We start from the raw sequence: 14,937 nt of genomic DNA, 5'->3' as shown, positions 1-14,937 counted from the left end.
TGTCGCCCTTGTCTCCCCCGAACAACTGTTCGATGGTCGGTCTGCGCCCCTAGAATGCCGGGGTGACTGATTCCCTGGTCGTCCGTGGTGCGCGCGAGCACAACCTCAAGAACATCGACATCGACATCCCCCGCGACAAGCTGGTGGTGTTCTCCGGCCTGTCCGGCTCCGGCAAGAGCTCCCTGGCCTTCGACACCATCTTCGCCGAGGGGCAGCGACGCTACGTCGAGTCGCTCTCCAGCTATGCGAGGCAGTTCCTCGGGCAGATGGACAAGCCCAGCGTCGACCTGATCGAGGGGCTCTCCCCGGCGGTCTCGATCGACCAGAAGTCCACCAACCGCAACCCGCGCTCCACCGTCGGCACGATCACCGAGATCTACGACTACCTGCGCCTGCTGTTCTCCCGCACCGGCGAGCAGCACTGCCCCGTCTGCGGCGAGCTGGTCACCTCCTCCTCGGCCGAGCAGATCGTGGACACCCTCCTCGAGGAGGAGCCCGGCACCCGCTTCCAGCTGCTGGCGCCCGTCGTCCAGGGCCGCAAGGGCGAGCACCAGGACCTGCTCAGCTCCCTGCGCTCCCAGGGCTACGCCCGCGCCCGCATCGACGGGGACAACCGCCGCCTGGACGAGGAGATCAGCCTCGACAAGCGCTACAAGCACACCATCGAGGTGGTCGTCGACCGGCTCGCGGCGAAGCCCGACGCGCGCCGTCGCCTCACCGACTCGGTCGAGACCGCGCTGCGGCTGGCGGAGGGCATCCTGCTGGTCGACTACGTCGACCGCGACGACGAGGACCCGCAGCGCACCCGCCGCTTCTCCGAGAAGCGCGCCTGCCCCAACGACCACCCCCTCGCGATCGACGACATCGAGCCGCGCACCTTCTCCTTCAACGCCCCCTACGGCGCCTGCCCCGAGTGCACGGGCCTGGGCCAGCGGCTCGAGGTCGATCCCGAGCTCGTGATCCCCGACGAGGACCTCTCCCTCTCAGACGGCGCGATCGCCCCGTGGACCATGGGGCACGCCGACCGCCACCAGGAGGTCATGTCCGGCCTCGCCGAGGAGCTCGCCTTCTCGATGGACACCCCCTGGCGCGCGCTGCCCGAACGCGCGAAGGAGGCGCTGCTGCACGGCAAGGACTTCAAGGTCCACGTGAAGTACCGCAACCGCTTCGGCCGCGAGCGCACCTACTCCACGGGCTTCGAGGGCGTCATGCACTTCCTCGAGCGGCGTCACGGCGACACCGAGTCCGACTGGGCCAAGGAGCGCTACGAGCAGTTCATGCGCGAGGTGCCCTGCCCCGCCTGCCAGGGCGCGCGTCTGCGCCCCGAGGTGCTCGCCGTGACCGTCGGCGGGAAGTCCATCGCCGAGGTCTGCGAGATGTCGATCGGTGACGCGCTCGCCTTCCACCAGGGCCTCGAGCTCGGGGTGCGGGAGGCCGCGATCGCCGACGAGGTGCTGCGGGAGATCCGCTCCCGCCTCGGCTTCCTGCTCGACGTGGGCCTGGACTACCTCTCCCTGGCCCGCGCGGCCGGCACCCTCTCCGGCGGCGAGGCGCAGCGCATCCGCCTCGCCACCCAGATCGGCTCGGGCCTGGTGGGCGTGCTCTACGTCCTCGACGAGCCCTCCATCGGCCTGCACCAGCGCGACAACGAGCGCCTCATCGCCACCCTCGAGCGCCTGCGCGACCTCGGCAACACCCTGATCGTCGTCGAGCACGACGAGGACACGCTCAACTCGGCCGACTGGGTCGTGGACATCGGCCCGCTCGCCGGCGAGCACGGCGGGAAGGTGGTCCACTCCGGCCCCGTCGAGGGCCTGAAGCAGAACCCCGACTCCCTCACCGGCCGCTACCTCTCCGGCGAGCTGGAGATCCCCGTGCCCGCGGTGCGCCGCCCCGTGGACAAGGAGCGGATGCTGAAGGTCGTCGCGCCGCGCGCGAACAACCTCACCGGGCAGGACGTCTCCTTCCCGCTCGGCGTGCTCACCGCCGTCACCGGCGTCTCCGGCTCGGGCAAGTCCTCCCTGGTCAACGACATCCTGTACTCGGTCCTGGCCAAGGAGCTCAACCGCTCCCGCGTCGTGCCCGGGCGGCACAAGCGCGTCACCGGCCTCGAGCACCTCGACAAGGTCGTGCACGTGGACCAGTCGCCGATCGGCCGCACCCCGCGCTCGAACCCCGCCACCTACACCGGCGTGTGGGACCGGGTGCGCACCCTCTTCGCCCAGACCAACGAGGCGAAGATCCGCGGGTACACCGCCGGGCGCTTCTCCTTCAACGTCAAGGGCGGTCGCTGCGAGGCCTGCTCCGGCGACGGCACCCTGAAGATCGAGATGAACTTCCTGCCCGACGTGTACGTGCAGTGCGAGGTCTGCAAGGGCCAGCGCTACAACCGCGAGACGCTCGAGGTGAAGTTCAAGGACAAGAACGTCGCCGAGGTGCTGGCCATGTCCATCGCGGAGGCGCTCGAGTTCTTCGACGCCGTCCCCGCGATCCGCCGCCAGATGCAGACCCTGGTCGACGTGGGCCTCGGCTACGTGAAGCTCGGCCAGTCCGCGACCACCCTCTCGGGCGGTGAGGCGCAGCGTGTGAAGCTCTCCTCCGAGCTGCACAAGCGCTCCAACGGCCGCACCATCTACGTGCTCGACGAGCCGACGACGGGCCTCCACTTCGAGGACGTGCGCAAGCTGCTCGAAGTGCTCGAGGGGCTCGTGGACAAGGGCAACTCCGTGATCGTCATCGAGCACAACCTCGACGTCATCAAGACCGCCGACCACGTCATCGACCTCGGCCCCGAGGGCGGCGCCGGCGGCGGGAGGATCGTCGCCACCGGCACCCCGGAGAAGGTGGCGAAGGTCGAGGGCTCCTACACCGGTCGCTTCCTCGCCCCGATGCTCGAGGGCGGACGAGCGGGCGCGGCCGCGGCCCGCTGAGCAGGCGGAGCGATGGCTGATCCAGCGACCTACCGCCCCGCGACCGGCACGATCCCCACGAGGCCGGGGGTCTACCGGTTCCGGGACGAGCACGGCCGCGTCATCTACGTCGGCAAGGCGAAGAACCTCCGCCAGCGCCTGGTGAACTACTTCCAGGACCTCTCCGTCCTGCACGAGCGCACCCGGCGCATGGTCACTACCGCCACGAGCGTCGAGTGGACCGTGGTGGGCACCGAGGTCGAGGCGCTCACCCTCGAGTACACGTGGATCAAGGAGTTCGATCCGCGGTTCAACGTCAAGTTCCGCGACGACAAGTCCTATCCCTATCTCGCGATCACGATGGGGGAGAAGGTGCCGCGGGTGCACATCACCCGTCGGCCGCGCGCCAAGGGCGACCGCACCTTCGGGCCCTACCCGCAGGTCGGCGCGATCCGCGAGACGCTCGACCTGATGCTTCGGGTGTTCCCGATCCGCTCCTGCACCGCGGGGGTGTACCGGCGGGCCGAGCGGTCGGGCAGGCCCTGCCTGCTCGGCTTCATCGGGAAGTGCGCGGCGCCCTGCGTCGGCGACATCTCCGAGGACGAGCACCGCCGACTCGCCGAGCAGTTCGCGGACTTCATGGCCGGGAACACCTCGAAGTACACCCGCCGCATCGAGCAGCGGATGAGGGCCGCGGCCGCGGCGATGGACTACGAGACCGCCGCAAGCCTCCGCGACGACCTCCAGGCGCTCGAGAAGGTGATGGAGAAGAACTCCGTGGTCCTCTCCGACGCGACCGACGCCGACCTGATCGGCCTCGCCCAGGACGAGCTCGAAGCCTCCGTGCAGGTCTTCCACGTGCGCGGCGGACGGATCCGCGGCCAGCGCGGCTGGACCGCGGAGATCCTCGACGAGTCGACCGCGCCGGACCTCGTCGAGCGCGCCCTGACCACCCTGTACACCGAGGGGAGCGCCCCGAAGGAGGTGCTCGTCCCGATCCTGCCCACCAACCTCGACCAGGTGCGCGAGCTGGTGGGCCGCACCGTCGACCTGCGCGTCCCGCAGCGTGGCGAGAAGAAGGACCTGCTGATCACCGTCGGCGAGAACGCGACCGAGGCGCTGCGCCTGCACCGCCTCAAGCGCACCGGCGACCTCACCGCCCGCACCAAGGCGCTCGAGGACCTGGGCGAGGCGCTCGACCTCGCGGAGCCGCCGCTGCGGATCGAGTGCTTCGACATCTCCCACTCCCAGGGCACCAACGTCGTCGGCTCCCAGGTGGTGTTCGAGGACGGGCTGCCCAAGAAGAGCGAGTACCGCCGCTACTCGGTCACCGGCGCGGCCGCCCGCGACGACACCGCCTCCATGTACGACGTGATCACGCGCCGGCTGAAGCACCACCTCGACCCGCCGGAGAAGACCGAGGAGGAGTCGCGACGCTTCGCGTACCCGCCCTCGCTGATCCTCGTCGACGGCGGCCCGCCGCAGGTGGCCGCCGCGCAGCGCGCCTTCGACGAGCTCGGCATCACCGACATCGCCCTGGCCGGGATCGCCAAGCGGCTCGAGGAGATCTGGCTGCCGGGGGAGGAGTACCCCGTCATCCTTCCCCGCACCTCCGAGGCGCTCTTCCTCGTCCAGCGCCTGCGCGACGAGGCGCACCGCTTCGCCATCACCTACCACCGCTCCAAGCGCGGACGGGCCATGCAGGCCAGCGCCCTGGACGGCATCCCGGGCCTCGGCCCGGCCCGGCGCCGCGCGCTGCTGGACCGCTTCGTCACCGTCTCCGCGATCCGCGAGGCGAGCGAGGAACAGCTCACGGAGGTCGACGGGATCGGGCCCGCGTTGGCCGCGCAGATCACCGCCGCGCTAACATCCGAGCAGGGGACCGCCTCGGACGCCGAGACCGCGGACGACGCACTCGGCGTCACCGTGGACATGGCGACCGGCGAGATCCTCGAGGGCTGAGAGCGAGGCCCGTCCACCCCCGATCCGGAAGGAGCACCCGTGACCGAGGAGTCCATCCCGAGCCCGACCACGGACACCCGAGGCGACGTGGTCATCATCACCGGGCTCGCCGGGGCCGGACGGGAGACCGCCGCGCACGCCCTGGAGGACATGGGCTGGTACGTGGTCTACAACATCGCCCCGCAGCTGATCGGCACGCTCTACGAGCTGCAGGCCTCCGCCGTCGGCCGCGAGAACCGGTTCGCGGTCGTGGTCGACCCGCGCTCCGGCCCGTTCTTCACGGAGCTCGGCGAGGTCGTCGACGAGCTGCGCAAGGCCGATCTGCGCCTGCGCCTGCTCTTCCTCACGGCCGACGAGTCCACCCTCGTGCGACGCTTCGACTCGGTGCGCCGCCCCCACCCGCTGCAGGGCGAGGAAGGCGTGCTCGAGGGCATCCGCCGCGAGCGCGAGATGCTCGCCCGCTACCGGCGCACCGCCGACCTCGTCATCGACACCTCGCCGCTGAACGTTCACGAGCTGACGATGAAGATGCGCTCGCTGTTCGGCACCGGCGAGGAGCAGCGACTGACCGTGACGATGCTGTCCTTCGGCTTCAAGTACGGGATCCCGCTGGAGGCCGACCACGTCAGCGACGTGCGCTTCATCCCCAACCCGTACTGGGTGCCGGAACTGCGTCCCAAGCGGGGCACCGACGCCGACGTCGCCGAGTTCGTGCTCGGCGACGCGAACGCCGCCGAGTTCGTCGAGCGGTACATCGAGATGATCACCCCGGTGCTGCGCGGCTACAGCACTGAGAACAAGCACTTCACCACCCTCGCGATCGGCTGCACGGGCGGCAAGCACCGCTCCGTCGCGGTCTCGGAGCGGATCGGCGACGAGCTGCGCACCGCCGGGCACGCGGTGCGGATCCGTCACCGGGATCTGGGGCGGGAATGAGCATCGCCTCCCGCAGCCGACGTCTCCGGCTCCGCGGCGCCGACCGTTCGGCGAGCGCCCAGCGGGGCGGCCGCGGCGCCCCGCAGCGGCCCGTGCGCGTGGTCGCCCTCGGCGGCGGCCACGGCCTCGCCGCGAACCTCCGCGCCCTGCGCCTGCTCACCGACGACATCACCGCCGTGGTCACCGTCGCCGACAACGGCGGCTCCTCGGGCCGGCTCCGCACCGAGATGCCCGTACTGCCCCCGGGAGACCTGCGGATGGCGCTCGCGGCACTGTGCGAGGACTCCGAATGGGGGTCCATCTGGGGCGACGTGATCCAGCACCGCTTCGCCACCGACGGCGAGCTCGACGGGCACGCGCTCGGCAACCTGATGATCGTCGCGCTGTGGCAGATCCTCGAGGACCCCATCGAGGGCCTCGACCAGATGGCCGAGCTGCTCGGCGCGCGAGGGCGCGTGCTGCCGATGGCGCTGGATCCGCTGGACATCGAGGCGCGCGTGGTCGGCGCCGACGGCAGCGCCCGCACCGTCTCGGGCCAGTACCAGGTCGCGACCGCGGAGGGCCGCGTCGAGGACGTGCGCCTGATCCCGCCGCGCCCCCGCGTCCCCGCCGATGTGCTCGAGGCGATCGGGCGTGCGGACTGGATCATCCTCGGCCCCGGCTCCTGGTACACCTCCGTGCTGCCGCATCTGATGATCCCTGAGATCGCCGAGGCGATCGCGGCGAGCCCGGCGCGGAAGGGGATCATCACGAACCTCTCCGTCGGCGCGCAGGAGGCCGAGGGGATGACGAGCCTCGACATGCTGGACGTGCTGCTCGACCACGCGGGGGACTGCCTCTTCGACGCCCTCGTCGCCGATCCGACCACCCTCGAGGACGTCCTCGACCTCGCCGAGGCGGCGCAGGAGCGGGGGCTGCGCACCCTGCTGCGCCAGGTCAGCGTCGGCGACGGGACGCCGCGGCACGACCCGGTGCGCCTGGCCGCGGCGTACCGTGATCTGTTCGACGACGCCTACGGGGACGTGGAGCGCGGCGACGACCGCTCCGCGTCGCGCCGGAAGCGACCACACCGCACCACCAGGGGTATGGACATCCGCACCGAGGAGGACACGCATGGCGCTGACGGGTGACGCGAAGGAGGAGCTCAGCCACCTCGAGGTGACCCGGCCCTCCGCCCGCAAGGCCGAGGCGGCCGCGATGCTGCGCTTCGCCGGGGGCCTGCACCTGGTCGCGGGACGGGTCGTGGTCGAGGCGGAGCTGGACTCGGCGGCGGTCGCGCGGCGGCTGCACGGCATCATCGCCGACATGTACGGCCACCGCGCCGAGCTCGCGGTGCTGGCCCCCTCCGGGATCCGCCGCACCACCCGCTACCTGGTGCGGGTGGAGCGCGAGGGCGGGATGCTGGCCCGCCAGGCCGGACTCCTGGACGCGCGGGGCCGCCCCGTGCGCGGGATGCCGCCCTTCGTCGTCGGCGGGGCGCTGGTGGACGCGGAGGCCGCGTGGCGCGGGGCGTTCCTCGCCCGCGGCACCCTCACCGAGCCGGGCCGCTCCTCGGCCCTGGAGCTGTCCTGCCCCGGCCCCGAGGTGGCTCTGGCGATGGTCGGCGCGGCCCGGCGGCTCGGCGTCGCCTCGAAGGCCCGCGAGGCGCGGGGCGCGGACCGGGTGGTGCTGCGCGACGGCGACGCGATCTCCGCACTGCTGTCCCGGATGGGCGCCCACGAGACCGTGCGCACCTGGGAGCAGCGCCGCACCACCCGCGAGGTGAAGGCGACCGCGCACCGGCTCGCGAACTTCGACGACGCGAACCTGCGCCGTTCCGCGCGGGCCGCGGTCGCCGCGGGCCAGCGTGTCCAGCGCGCGCTGGAGATCCTCGGCGACGACACGCCCGAGCACCTGCAGGCCGCCGGTCGCCTCCGTCTGGAGCATCGACAGGCGAGCCTCGAGGAGCTCGGCCGACTCGCCGATCCGCCGCTCACGAAGGACGCCGTGGCCGGTAGGATCCGACGCCTTCTCGCCACCGCGGACAAGCGCGCGGAGGAGCTCGGCATCCCCGGGACCGACCACGGAGTGGACGAGGACCATCTTCCTTCGTCCCCTGGTGCCGGTCGTTGATAAGATCGTCACGGTCGTCGGTCACACGCCGGCGTCGCCCGGGCGTACGAGGGCGTGCGCGCCATGTCAGTACTCGAACGTCGCGAACTCACCGCGACACTAGGAGGAACCCTTGACCGTCAAGGTTGGTATCAACGGATTCGGCCGCATCGGCCGCAACTTCCTGCGCGCCGCTCTCGAGCAGCAGGCGGACATCCAGATCGTCGGTGTGAACGACCTCACCGACAACGCCACGCTCGCGAACCTCATCAAGTACGACTCGATCGGCGGGGTGCTTCCCTACGACGTCTCGCACGACGAGGACTCGATCACCGTCGGCGACAACACCTTCAAGGCATACGCCGAGCGCGATCCGAAGAACATCCCGTGGGGCGAGATCGGCGCGGACGTCGTCATCGAGTCCACCGGCATCTTCACCGACGCCGAGAAGGCCAAGGCCCACATCGAGGCGGGCGCCAAGAAGGTCATCATCTCCGCTCCGGCGAAGAACGAGGACGCGACCTTCGTCATCGGTGTGAACGAGGGTGACTACGACCCCGCGAAGCACGACATCATCTCCAACGCCTCCTGCACCACCAACAGCCTCGCGCCGGTGGCGAAGGTGCTGAACGACGAGTTCGGCATCGTCAAGGGCCTGATGACCACGATCCACGCCTACACCTCGGACCAGGTGCTGCAGGACGGCCCGCACAAGGACCCGCGCCGTGCACGCGCCGCCGCCCTGAACATCGTCCCGACCACCACCGGTGCGGCCAAGGCCGTGGCGCTGGTGCTCCCCGAGCTCAAGGGCAAGCTCGACGGCTACTCGCTGCGCGTGCCGGTCCCCACCGGCTCGATCACCGACCTCACCTTCGAGGCCTCCCGCGAGGTCACGATCGAGGAGATCAACGCCGCGATCAAGAAGGCCGCCGAGGGCCCGCTCAAGGGCGTCCTGCGCTACACCGAGGACCCGATCGTCTCCAAGGACATCGAGGGCGACCCGCACTCCTCGATCTTCGACGCGCAGCTCACCAAGGTGAACGGCAACCAGGTCAAGATCTTCTCCTGGTACGACAACGAGTGGGGCTTCTCCAACCGCCTCGTCGAGCTCTCGCAGCTGGTCGGCAAGTCCCTCTGATCCTCACGTCGTCCCGCTGACGACCAGGACAGCCCCGGAGCCCGCCGGTCGCCACCCCGAGGGGTCGGCGTCCGACGGGCTCCGCTCGTCCCCGTCCCGACGGGCCGCTCCGGCGTCCCGCGGTCGAACACCTGAAGGAGCACCACAGTGCTGAAGACCATCGATTCGCTCGGAGAGCTGCGCGGCAGGCGCGTGCTCGTCCGCGCCGATCTCAACGTGCCGCTGGACGGCACCACGATCACCGACGACGGCCGCATCCGCGCCGCGCTGCCCACCCTCACCCGCCTCGTCGAGGCCGGTGCCCGGGTCGCGGTGATCTCCCACCTCGGCCGCCCCAAGGGCGAGCCCGAGGAGAAGTACTCCCTCCGCCCGGTCGTGGGCCGCCTCGGCGAGCTGCTCGGCCAGGAGGTCGCCTTCGCGACCGACACCGTCGGCTCCTCCGCGCAGGAGACCGTCGCCGCGCTCGGCGACGGCCAGGTCGCCGTGCTCGAGAACCTGCGCTTCAACGCGGGCGAGACCGCGAAGACCGACGAGGAGCGGCTCGCCTTCGCCCGCGAGCTCGCCGCCCTCGGCGACGCCTTCGTCTCCGACGGCTTCGGCGTCGTCCACCGCAAGCAGGCCTCCGTGTACGAGCTCGCCTCCCTGCTCCCCGCCGCCGCGGGCGAGCTGGTGCTGCGCGAGGTCGACTCGCTGCGCAAGGTGACCGACGAGCCCGAGCGCCCCTTCGTGGTCGTCCTCGGCGGCGCGAAGATCGCCGACAAGCTCGGCGTGATCGACGCGCTGCTGCGTAGGGCCGACCGCATCCTCATCGGCGGCGGCATGGCCTACACCTTCCAGAAGGCGCTCGGCCACGAGGTCGGCCTGTCGCTGCTGGACGAGTCGAAGATCGACGTGGTGCGCGAATACATGGAGCGCGCGAAGGCGAACGGCGTCGAGCTCGTGCTCCCCGTCGACACCGTCGTGGCGCCGGAGTTCTCCGCCGACGCGCCCGCCACCGTCGTGGCCGTCGACGGGATCCCCGCGGACCAGGAGGGCATGGACATCGGCCCCGAGACCGCGAAGCTCTTCGGCGAGAAGATCGCCGATGCGGCGACCGTGTTCTGGAACGGCCCGATGGGCGTGTTCGAGTTCCCCGCCTTCGCCGAGGGCACGAAGGCCGTCGCCGAGAAGCTCGGCGCGGCCTCCGGCTACACCGTGGTCGGCGGCGGCGACTCCGCCGCGGCGGTGCGCATCCTGGGCTTCGACGAGACGCTCTTCTCCCACATCTCCACCGGCGGCGGTGCCAGCCTCGAGCTCATCGAGGGCAAGGAACTGCCCGGAATCTCCATCCTCGAGGAGGACCAGAAGTGACCACCCGCACCCCGCTCATGGCGGGCAACTGGAAGATGAACCTCGACTGGAAGCAGGCCCTCGCCCTGGTCGAGGAGCTCGGCGAGCAGCTCAAGGAGGTCGACACCACCAAGGTCGAGACCGTCGTGCTGCCCCCGTTCGTGGACCTGCGCACCGTGCAGGTCGCGGTCGACGCCGGCAAGCTCCCGATCGCCTACGGCTCCCAGGACATCTCCGCGCACGAGTCCGGCGCGTACACCGGCGAGGTCTCCGGCGCGATGCTCTCCGCGCTGGGCTGCACCTACGCCGCGGTCGGCCACTCCGAACGCCGCCAGTACCACGGGGAGACCGAGGAGGTCACCAACGCGAAGGTGAAGGCTGCCTTCGCCGCGGGCCTCGTGCCGATCCTCTGCGTCGGCGAGCCGCTCGAGGAGCGCAAGGCCGGCAAGCACGTCGAGTACACCCTCGCGCAGCTCGAGGGCGGCATGGAGGGCATCACCGCCGAGCAGGCCGCGAAGATCGTCATCGCCTATGAGCCCGTGTGGGCGATCGGCACCGGCGAGGTCGCGACCCCGGACGACGCGCAGGAGGTGTGCTCCGCGATCCGCGAGGCGCTGCGCGCGATGCACGGCGACACGGTCGCCGACGCGGTCCGCGTCCTCTACGGCGGCAGCGTGAAGTCCTCGAACGTGGGCGAGCTCATGCAGCGCGCCGACGTCGACGGCGCCCTCGTCGGCGGCGCCTCGCTGAAGGCCGAGGAATTCGCCAAGATCGCCGGCTTCCAGGGCTGAAGGTAAGCCTCCCCACGCGGGCCGGGTCCTCGACGGACCCGGCCCGTGCCGTATGCTGGATCGGTCCGTCCGTCTCCGTGGAAGGGTGACCCCCTCGTGGACCTGTCCCTGCTGAAGCTCGTCCTCCAGATCCTCCTGGCGGTGTTCGGGCTGCTGACGATCCTGCTGGTGCTCCTGCACAAGGGGCGCGGCGGCGGCCTGTCGGACATGTTCGGCGGCGGCGTCTCCTCCTCCGCGAGCGCCTCGGGCGTCGCCGAGCGGAACCTGAACCGCCTCACCGTGACCGTCGCCGTCCTCTGGGGCGCGAGCGCCGTCGGCCTCGGCATCATCGAGACGATGCTCTGACACCCTCGTGCGGCGACCGCCGCACCTCTGCTCTGCGAACGGGCCGTCCCCTCGGGGACGGCCCGTCCTGCATCCCCGGATCTCTGGGCCCGTACAGGCCGAAGGGCCGGCCACCTCGCGGTGACCGGCCCTTCGGGCGTTCTGCGTGCTCCCGGGGGAGCCGGGGTCAGCGGGCGCTGCGCTCGGCGGCCGCCTCGTCGAGCACCCAGGTGGTGGAGTCGAGGCCGCGCACCGCCGAGGCGGGCACCTCCCACGGGTCCACGCCGTCGTGCGCGGCGCGCACCGCCTCGGCCTTCTCCGCGCCGGCCACGAGCAGCGCCACGTGGCGGGCCGAGTTCAGCACCGGCCAGGTCAGCGAGATCCGCTGCGAGGGCGGCTTCGGAGAGCCGGTCACCGCGACGGCGCTGCCGAGCACCTTCTCCTGGGCGGGGTGCTGCGGGAACAGCGAGGCGATGTGACCGTCGGGGCCGACCCCGAGCAGCAGCACGTCGAAGAACGCCTGCCCGCGGGTGCGGAACGGCTCGTCGCCGCCCGTCTGGTCCAGCTGCTGCCCGTACCAGGCGGCGGCGTCCTCGAGGGACATGCCGTCGGCGGGGGAGGGCATGACGTGGACATTGCGGGCCGGGAGGTCGTGCTCCTCGCGCAGCACGTCCAGCAGCGAGGCGCGCACGCCCACCTCGTTGCGCTCCTCGGAGTCCGGCTCGACGAAGCGCTCGTCGCCCCACCACAGGTGCAGGCGGGCGACGTCCACGCCGGCGTCCACCAGCGCGGGGGGCAGGGCCGCGGCGGTGAGCGTGCCGACGGTGCCGCCGGTGAGCACCAGGTGCGCGACGGGGCGCTTCTCGAGCGCGGCGGCGAGCTGCTCCGCGGTGGCTGTGGCGGCGGTCTGGGCGACCGCCTCCGCATCGGCGACCACGACGTCCTGCGGGGCGGGCTTGCCGCTGGCGAAGGTCGCCGTGTCGGAGATGTCGGAGAAGGCGGCGCCGAGCACCTCGCCGTAGACCTCGTCGGGGTCCAGGCGGCGCAGCTCCTCGGTGACGAGCTCCGCGAGGGTGCGGCGGGGCATCGTCACGTGCTGGCCGGAGTCGTCGCCCGGCAGCTTCATGACGATCGAGTCGTCGCTGACGCGGGTGAGCTCGATCGTGCCGTCCTCGCGCACCAGGCGCACGCCGTGCACCCCGGCGAAGTCGGGATCGTCGGTGGGCGGCGGGAGGATCGACGCCTCGACGCCGAGGGTGTGCTGCAGCCAGCTCGCCATCAGCAGCACCGAGGGGTTGCCCTCGGTGCCGAGGACCTCGACGGAGCTGGGGACGGAGACCGGCGGCACCTCGTAGGCGCTCGCGACCAGGCCGCGCCAGCGGGTCAGCCGCGCCCAGGCGAAGTCCGAGTCGCCGCTGGCGTAGCCGCGGCGCAGACGCTTCAGCGTCCCCAGCGGGTCCGCGCAGGCGGCGGAGTCGGTGATGCGGCGCTGCGACATGGAGCCGAGCACGTCGTGGACGGGGGAGGACGGAGCGTTCTCCGGCCACCAGGTCACGATCGGCGCATCCGGCAGCAGCAGCGCCATCACCAGCGTGTCCAGCGACCACAGCACGTCGCCGCGGGCGTGGAGGATCACGATCTCGCCGGCGCCGGCGTCACGGCCCACGCGGATCTCGGCGTCGAGCCCGGAGGTCTCCGCCTCGGGATCAGCGTCGACCACGAGCACCCGGGCGGGGTGCTCGTGGCTCGCGGCGATCGCCGCCTCGAGCGGCTCCTCGATGTCGCCGGTGGCGATGATGATGAGCGTGAGGACCCGGCCGATGGTGTTCTCGCCGAAGGTCTCCCGCATCTCGGTCATGGTCTTGTCGACCGCCGACGCGGTGGTGTCGGTCAGGGTGGTGATCACGGTCGCCTCCAGGTGCGCCCGTCACGGGCGAGCATGTCGTGTGCGGTGTCGGGGCCCCAGGAGCCCGGCCGGTACGGCGCGGGGTCGAGGTTCTCGGCCCAGAACTCTGTGATGGGGTCGAGGATCTTCCAGGAGAGCTCGACCTCCTTCTGCCGCGGGAACAGCGGCGGGTCGCCGAGCAGCATGTCCAGGATCAGCCGCTCGTAAGCCTCCGGGGACTCCTCGGTGAAGTTCATGCCATAGGCGAAGTCCATCGTCACGTCCCGCACCTCCATCTGGGTGCCGGGGACCTTCGAGCCGAAGCGCATGGTCACGCCCTCGTCCGGCTGGACGCGGATCACGATCGCGTTCTGGCCCAGGTCCGCGGTGTCCGTGGAGTGGAAGGGCAGGAAGGGCGCACGCTTGAAAACGACCGCGATCTCGGTGACGCGACGTCCCAGGCGCTTGCCGGCGCGCAGGTAGAAGGGCACCCCGGCCCAGCGGCGGGTCGCGATGTCGAGGCGCATCGCCGCGAAGGTCTCGGTGGTGGAGTCGGCGGGGATGCCGTCCTCCTCGAGATAGGGGCGCACCTCCTCGCCGCCCTGCCAGCCGCCGACGTACTGGCCGCGCGCGGTGTGCGCGGCGAGGTCCTCCGGCAGCTCGACGGCGGCGAGGACCTTCTCCTTCTCCGCGCGCAGGTCGCCGGCGCGGAAGGTGACCGGCTCCTCCATCGCGGTGAGCGCGAGGAGCTGCAGGAGGTGGTTCTGGATGACGTCGCGGGCGGTGCCGATGCCGTCGTAGTAGCCGGCGCGCGAGCCGATGCCTATGTCCTCGGCCATCGTGATCTGCACGTGGTCGACGTAGGCGGAGTTCCAGATCGGCTCGAACATCTGGTTCGCGAAGCGCAGCGCGAGGATGTTCTGGACCGTCTCCTTGCCCAGGTAGTGGTCGATGCGGAAGACGTCCTCGGGACGGAACGCCTTCTCCACCACGTCGTTGAGCTCGCGAGCGGAGGCGAGGTCGTGGCCGAAGGGCTTCTCGATCACGACGCGGCGCCAGGAGCCGTCCTGCGGGGTGTTCAGGCCCGACTCGGCCAGCTGCCCGCACACCTGCGGGAAGGCGTCCGGCGGGATCGAGAGGTAGAAGGCGTGGTTGCCGCCGGTGCCGCGCGTGCGGTCCAGCTCCCCGACGACCTCGGTGAGGCGCTCGAAGGCGGCCCTGTCGTCGAAGGTGCCGGTGACGAAGCGGAGGCCGCCGCGCAGCTGCTCGAAGACGCTCTCGTCGAAGCCGGTGCGGGAGTGCTCGGAGACGGACTTCTTCACGTATTCGGCGAAGTCGTCGTCGGACCACTCGCGGCGGCCGTAGCCGACCAGGCCGAAGCTCGGCGGGAGGAGACCGCGGTGGGTGAGGTCGTAGATCGCCGGCAGCAGCTTCTTGCGGGCGAGGTCGCCGGTGACGCCGAACATCACCATGGAGCTGGGCCCGGCGATCAGCGGCAGCCGTCGGTCACGGGGATCGCGCAGCGGGTTCGGCGCACCGGCTGCTGCGGAGGGAGCGGGGGAGTCGGTCACG

11 protein-coding genes are annotated in these 14,937 nt (G+C 71.3%); 9 read left to right on the top strand and 2 right to left on the bottom strand.

The annotated features are described in order from the left end of the window. Window positions 1–62 precede the first annotated feature (62 nt). From uvrA to secG, 9 genes are all read left to right on the top strand, one after another. Complete coding sequence (gene uvrA / locus L3K22_RS00480) at window positions 63–2,930, top strand: excinuclease ABC subunit UvrA (protein WP_263309677.1); 2,868 nt, start codon at window positions 63–65, stop codon at window positions 2,928–2,930. Between the two features lie 12 nt (window positions 2,931–2,942). Beyond that, window positions 2,943–4,871: an excinuclease ABC subunit UvrC gene (gene uvrC / locus L3K22_RS00475; protein WP_263309676.1), complete on the top strand. Its 1,929-nt coding sequence runs from the start codon at window positions 2,943–2,945 to the stop codon at window positions 4,869–4,871. Window positions 4,872–4,910: 39 nt separating this feature from the next. Further along, the gene (gene rapZ / locus L3K22_RS00470) at window positions 4,911–5,807 is read left to right on the top strand and encodes an RNase adapter RapZ (protein ID WP_053915831.1); all 897 of its coding nucleotides are present in this window, start codon (window positions 4,911–4,913) and stop codon (window positions 5,805–5,807) included. Continuing rightward, the gene (locus tag L3K22_RS00465) at window positions 5,804–6,937 is read left to right on the top strand and encodes a gluconeogenesis factor YvcK family protein (protein ID WP_263309675.1); all 1,134 of its coding nucleotides are present in this window, start codon (window positions 5,804–5,806) and stop codon (window positions 6,935–6,937) included. Before rapZ ends, L3K22_RS00465 begins: the two co-directional genes overlap by 4 nt. Next, entirely contained in the window at window positions 6,921–7,919 is a 999-nt protein-coding gene (whiA, locus tag L3K22_RS00460; protein WP_263309674.1) for a DNA-binding protein WhiA, read from the top strand. Before L3K22_RS00465 ends, whiA begins: the two co-directional genes overlap by 17 nt. Before the next feature lie 112 nt (window positions 7,920–8,031). After that, on the top strand, window positions 8,032–9,036 hold the full coding sequence (gap, locus tag L3K22_RS00455; RefSeq protein WP_010551492.1) for a type I glyceraldehyde-3-phosphate dehydrogenase: 1,005 nt from the start codon (window positions 8,032–8,034) through the stop codon (window positions 9,034–9,036). Between the two features lie 147 nt (window positions 9,037–9,183). Next, entirely contained in the window at window positions 9,184–10,386 is a 1,203-nt protein-coding gene (locus L3K22_RS00450) for a phosphoglycerate kinase (protein ID WP_444542275.1), read from the top strand. Further along, window positions 10,383–11,156 carry a triose-phosphate isomerase gene (tpiA, locus tag L3K22_RS00445; protein WP_263309673.1) on the top strand — a complete coding sequence of 258 codons (774 nt, stop codon included), beginning with the start codon at window positions 10,383–10,385 and terminating at the stop codon, window positions 11,154–11,156. The genes L3K22_RS00450 and tpiA overlap by 4 nt, the downstream gene beginning before the upstream one ends. Window positions 11,157–11,258: 102 nt before the next feature. Beyond that, entirely contained in the window at window positions 11,259–11,501 is a 243-nt protein-coding gene (gene secG / locus L3K22_RS00440; protein WP_029360751.1) for a preprotein translocase subunit SecG, read from the top strand. A gap of 166 nt (window positions 11,502–11,667) precedes the next feature. Here the strand turns inward: secG and pgl are convergent, their stop codons facing one another. Together pgl and zwf are read right to left on the bottom strand one after the other, a co-directional pair. Continuing rightward, entirely contained in the window at window positions 11,668–13,386 is a 1,719-nt protein-coding gene (gene pgl / locus L3K22_RS00435) for a 6-phosphogluconolactonase (protein WP_263309672.1), read from the bottom strand. Then, complete coding sequence (gene zwf / locus L3K22_RS00430) at window positions 13,383–14,936, bottom strand: glucose-6-phosphate dehydrogenase (RefSeq protein WP_263309671.1); 1,554 nt, start codon at window positions 14,934–14,936, stop codon at window positions 13,383–13,385. The genes pgl and zwf overlap by 4 nt, the downstream gene beginning before the upstream one ends. Window position 14,937: the final 1 nt, after the last annotated feature.

This window comes from Brachybacterium atlanticum (assembly GCF_025669985.1).
Lineage (GTDB): Bacteria > Actinomycetota > Actinomycetes > Actinomycetales > Dermabacteraceae > Brachybacterium > Brachybacterium conglomeratum.
Note: the sequence above shows the minus strand (reverse complement) of the source record. Positions and strands in the feature narration are given on the sequence as shown.

Coding starts and splice junctions, on each gene's coding strand:
- uvrC (WP_263309676.1), top strand. CDS start 2,943: ATGGCTGATCCAGCGACCTACCGCCCCGCGACCGGCACGATCCCCACG.
- whiA (WP_263309674.1), top strand. CDS start 6,921: ATGGCGCTGACGGGTGACGCGAAGGAGGAGCTCAGCCACCTCGAGGTG.
- L3K22_RS00465 (WP_263309675.1), top strand. CDS start 5,804: ATGAGCATCGCCTCCCGCAGCCGACGTCTCCGGCTCCGCGGCGCCGAC.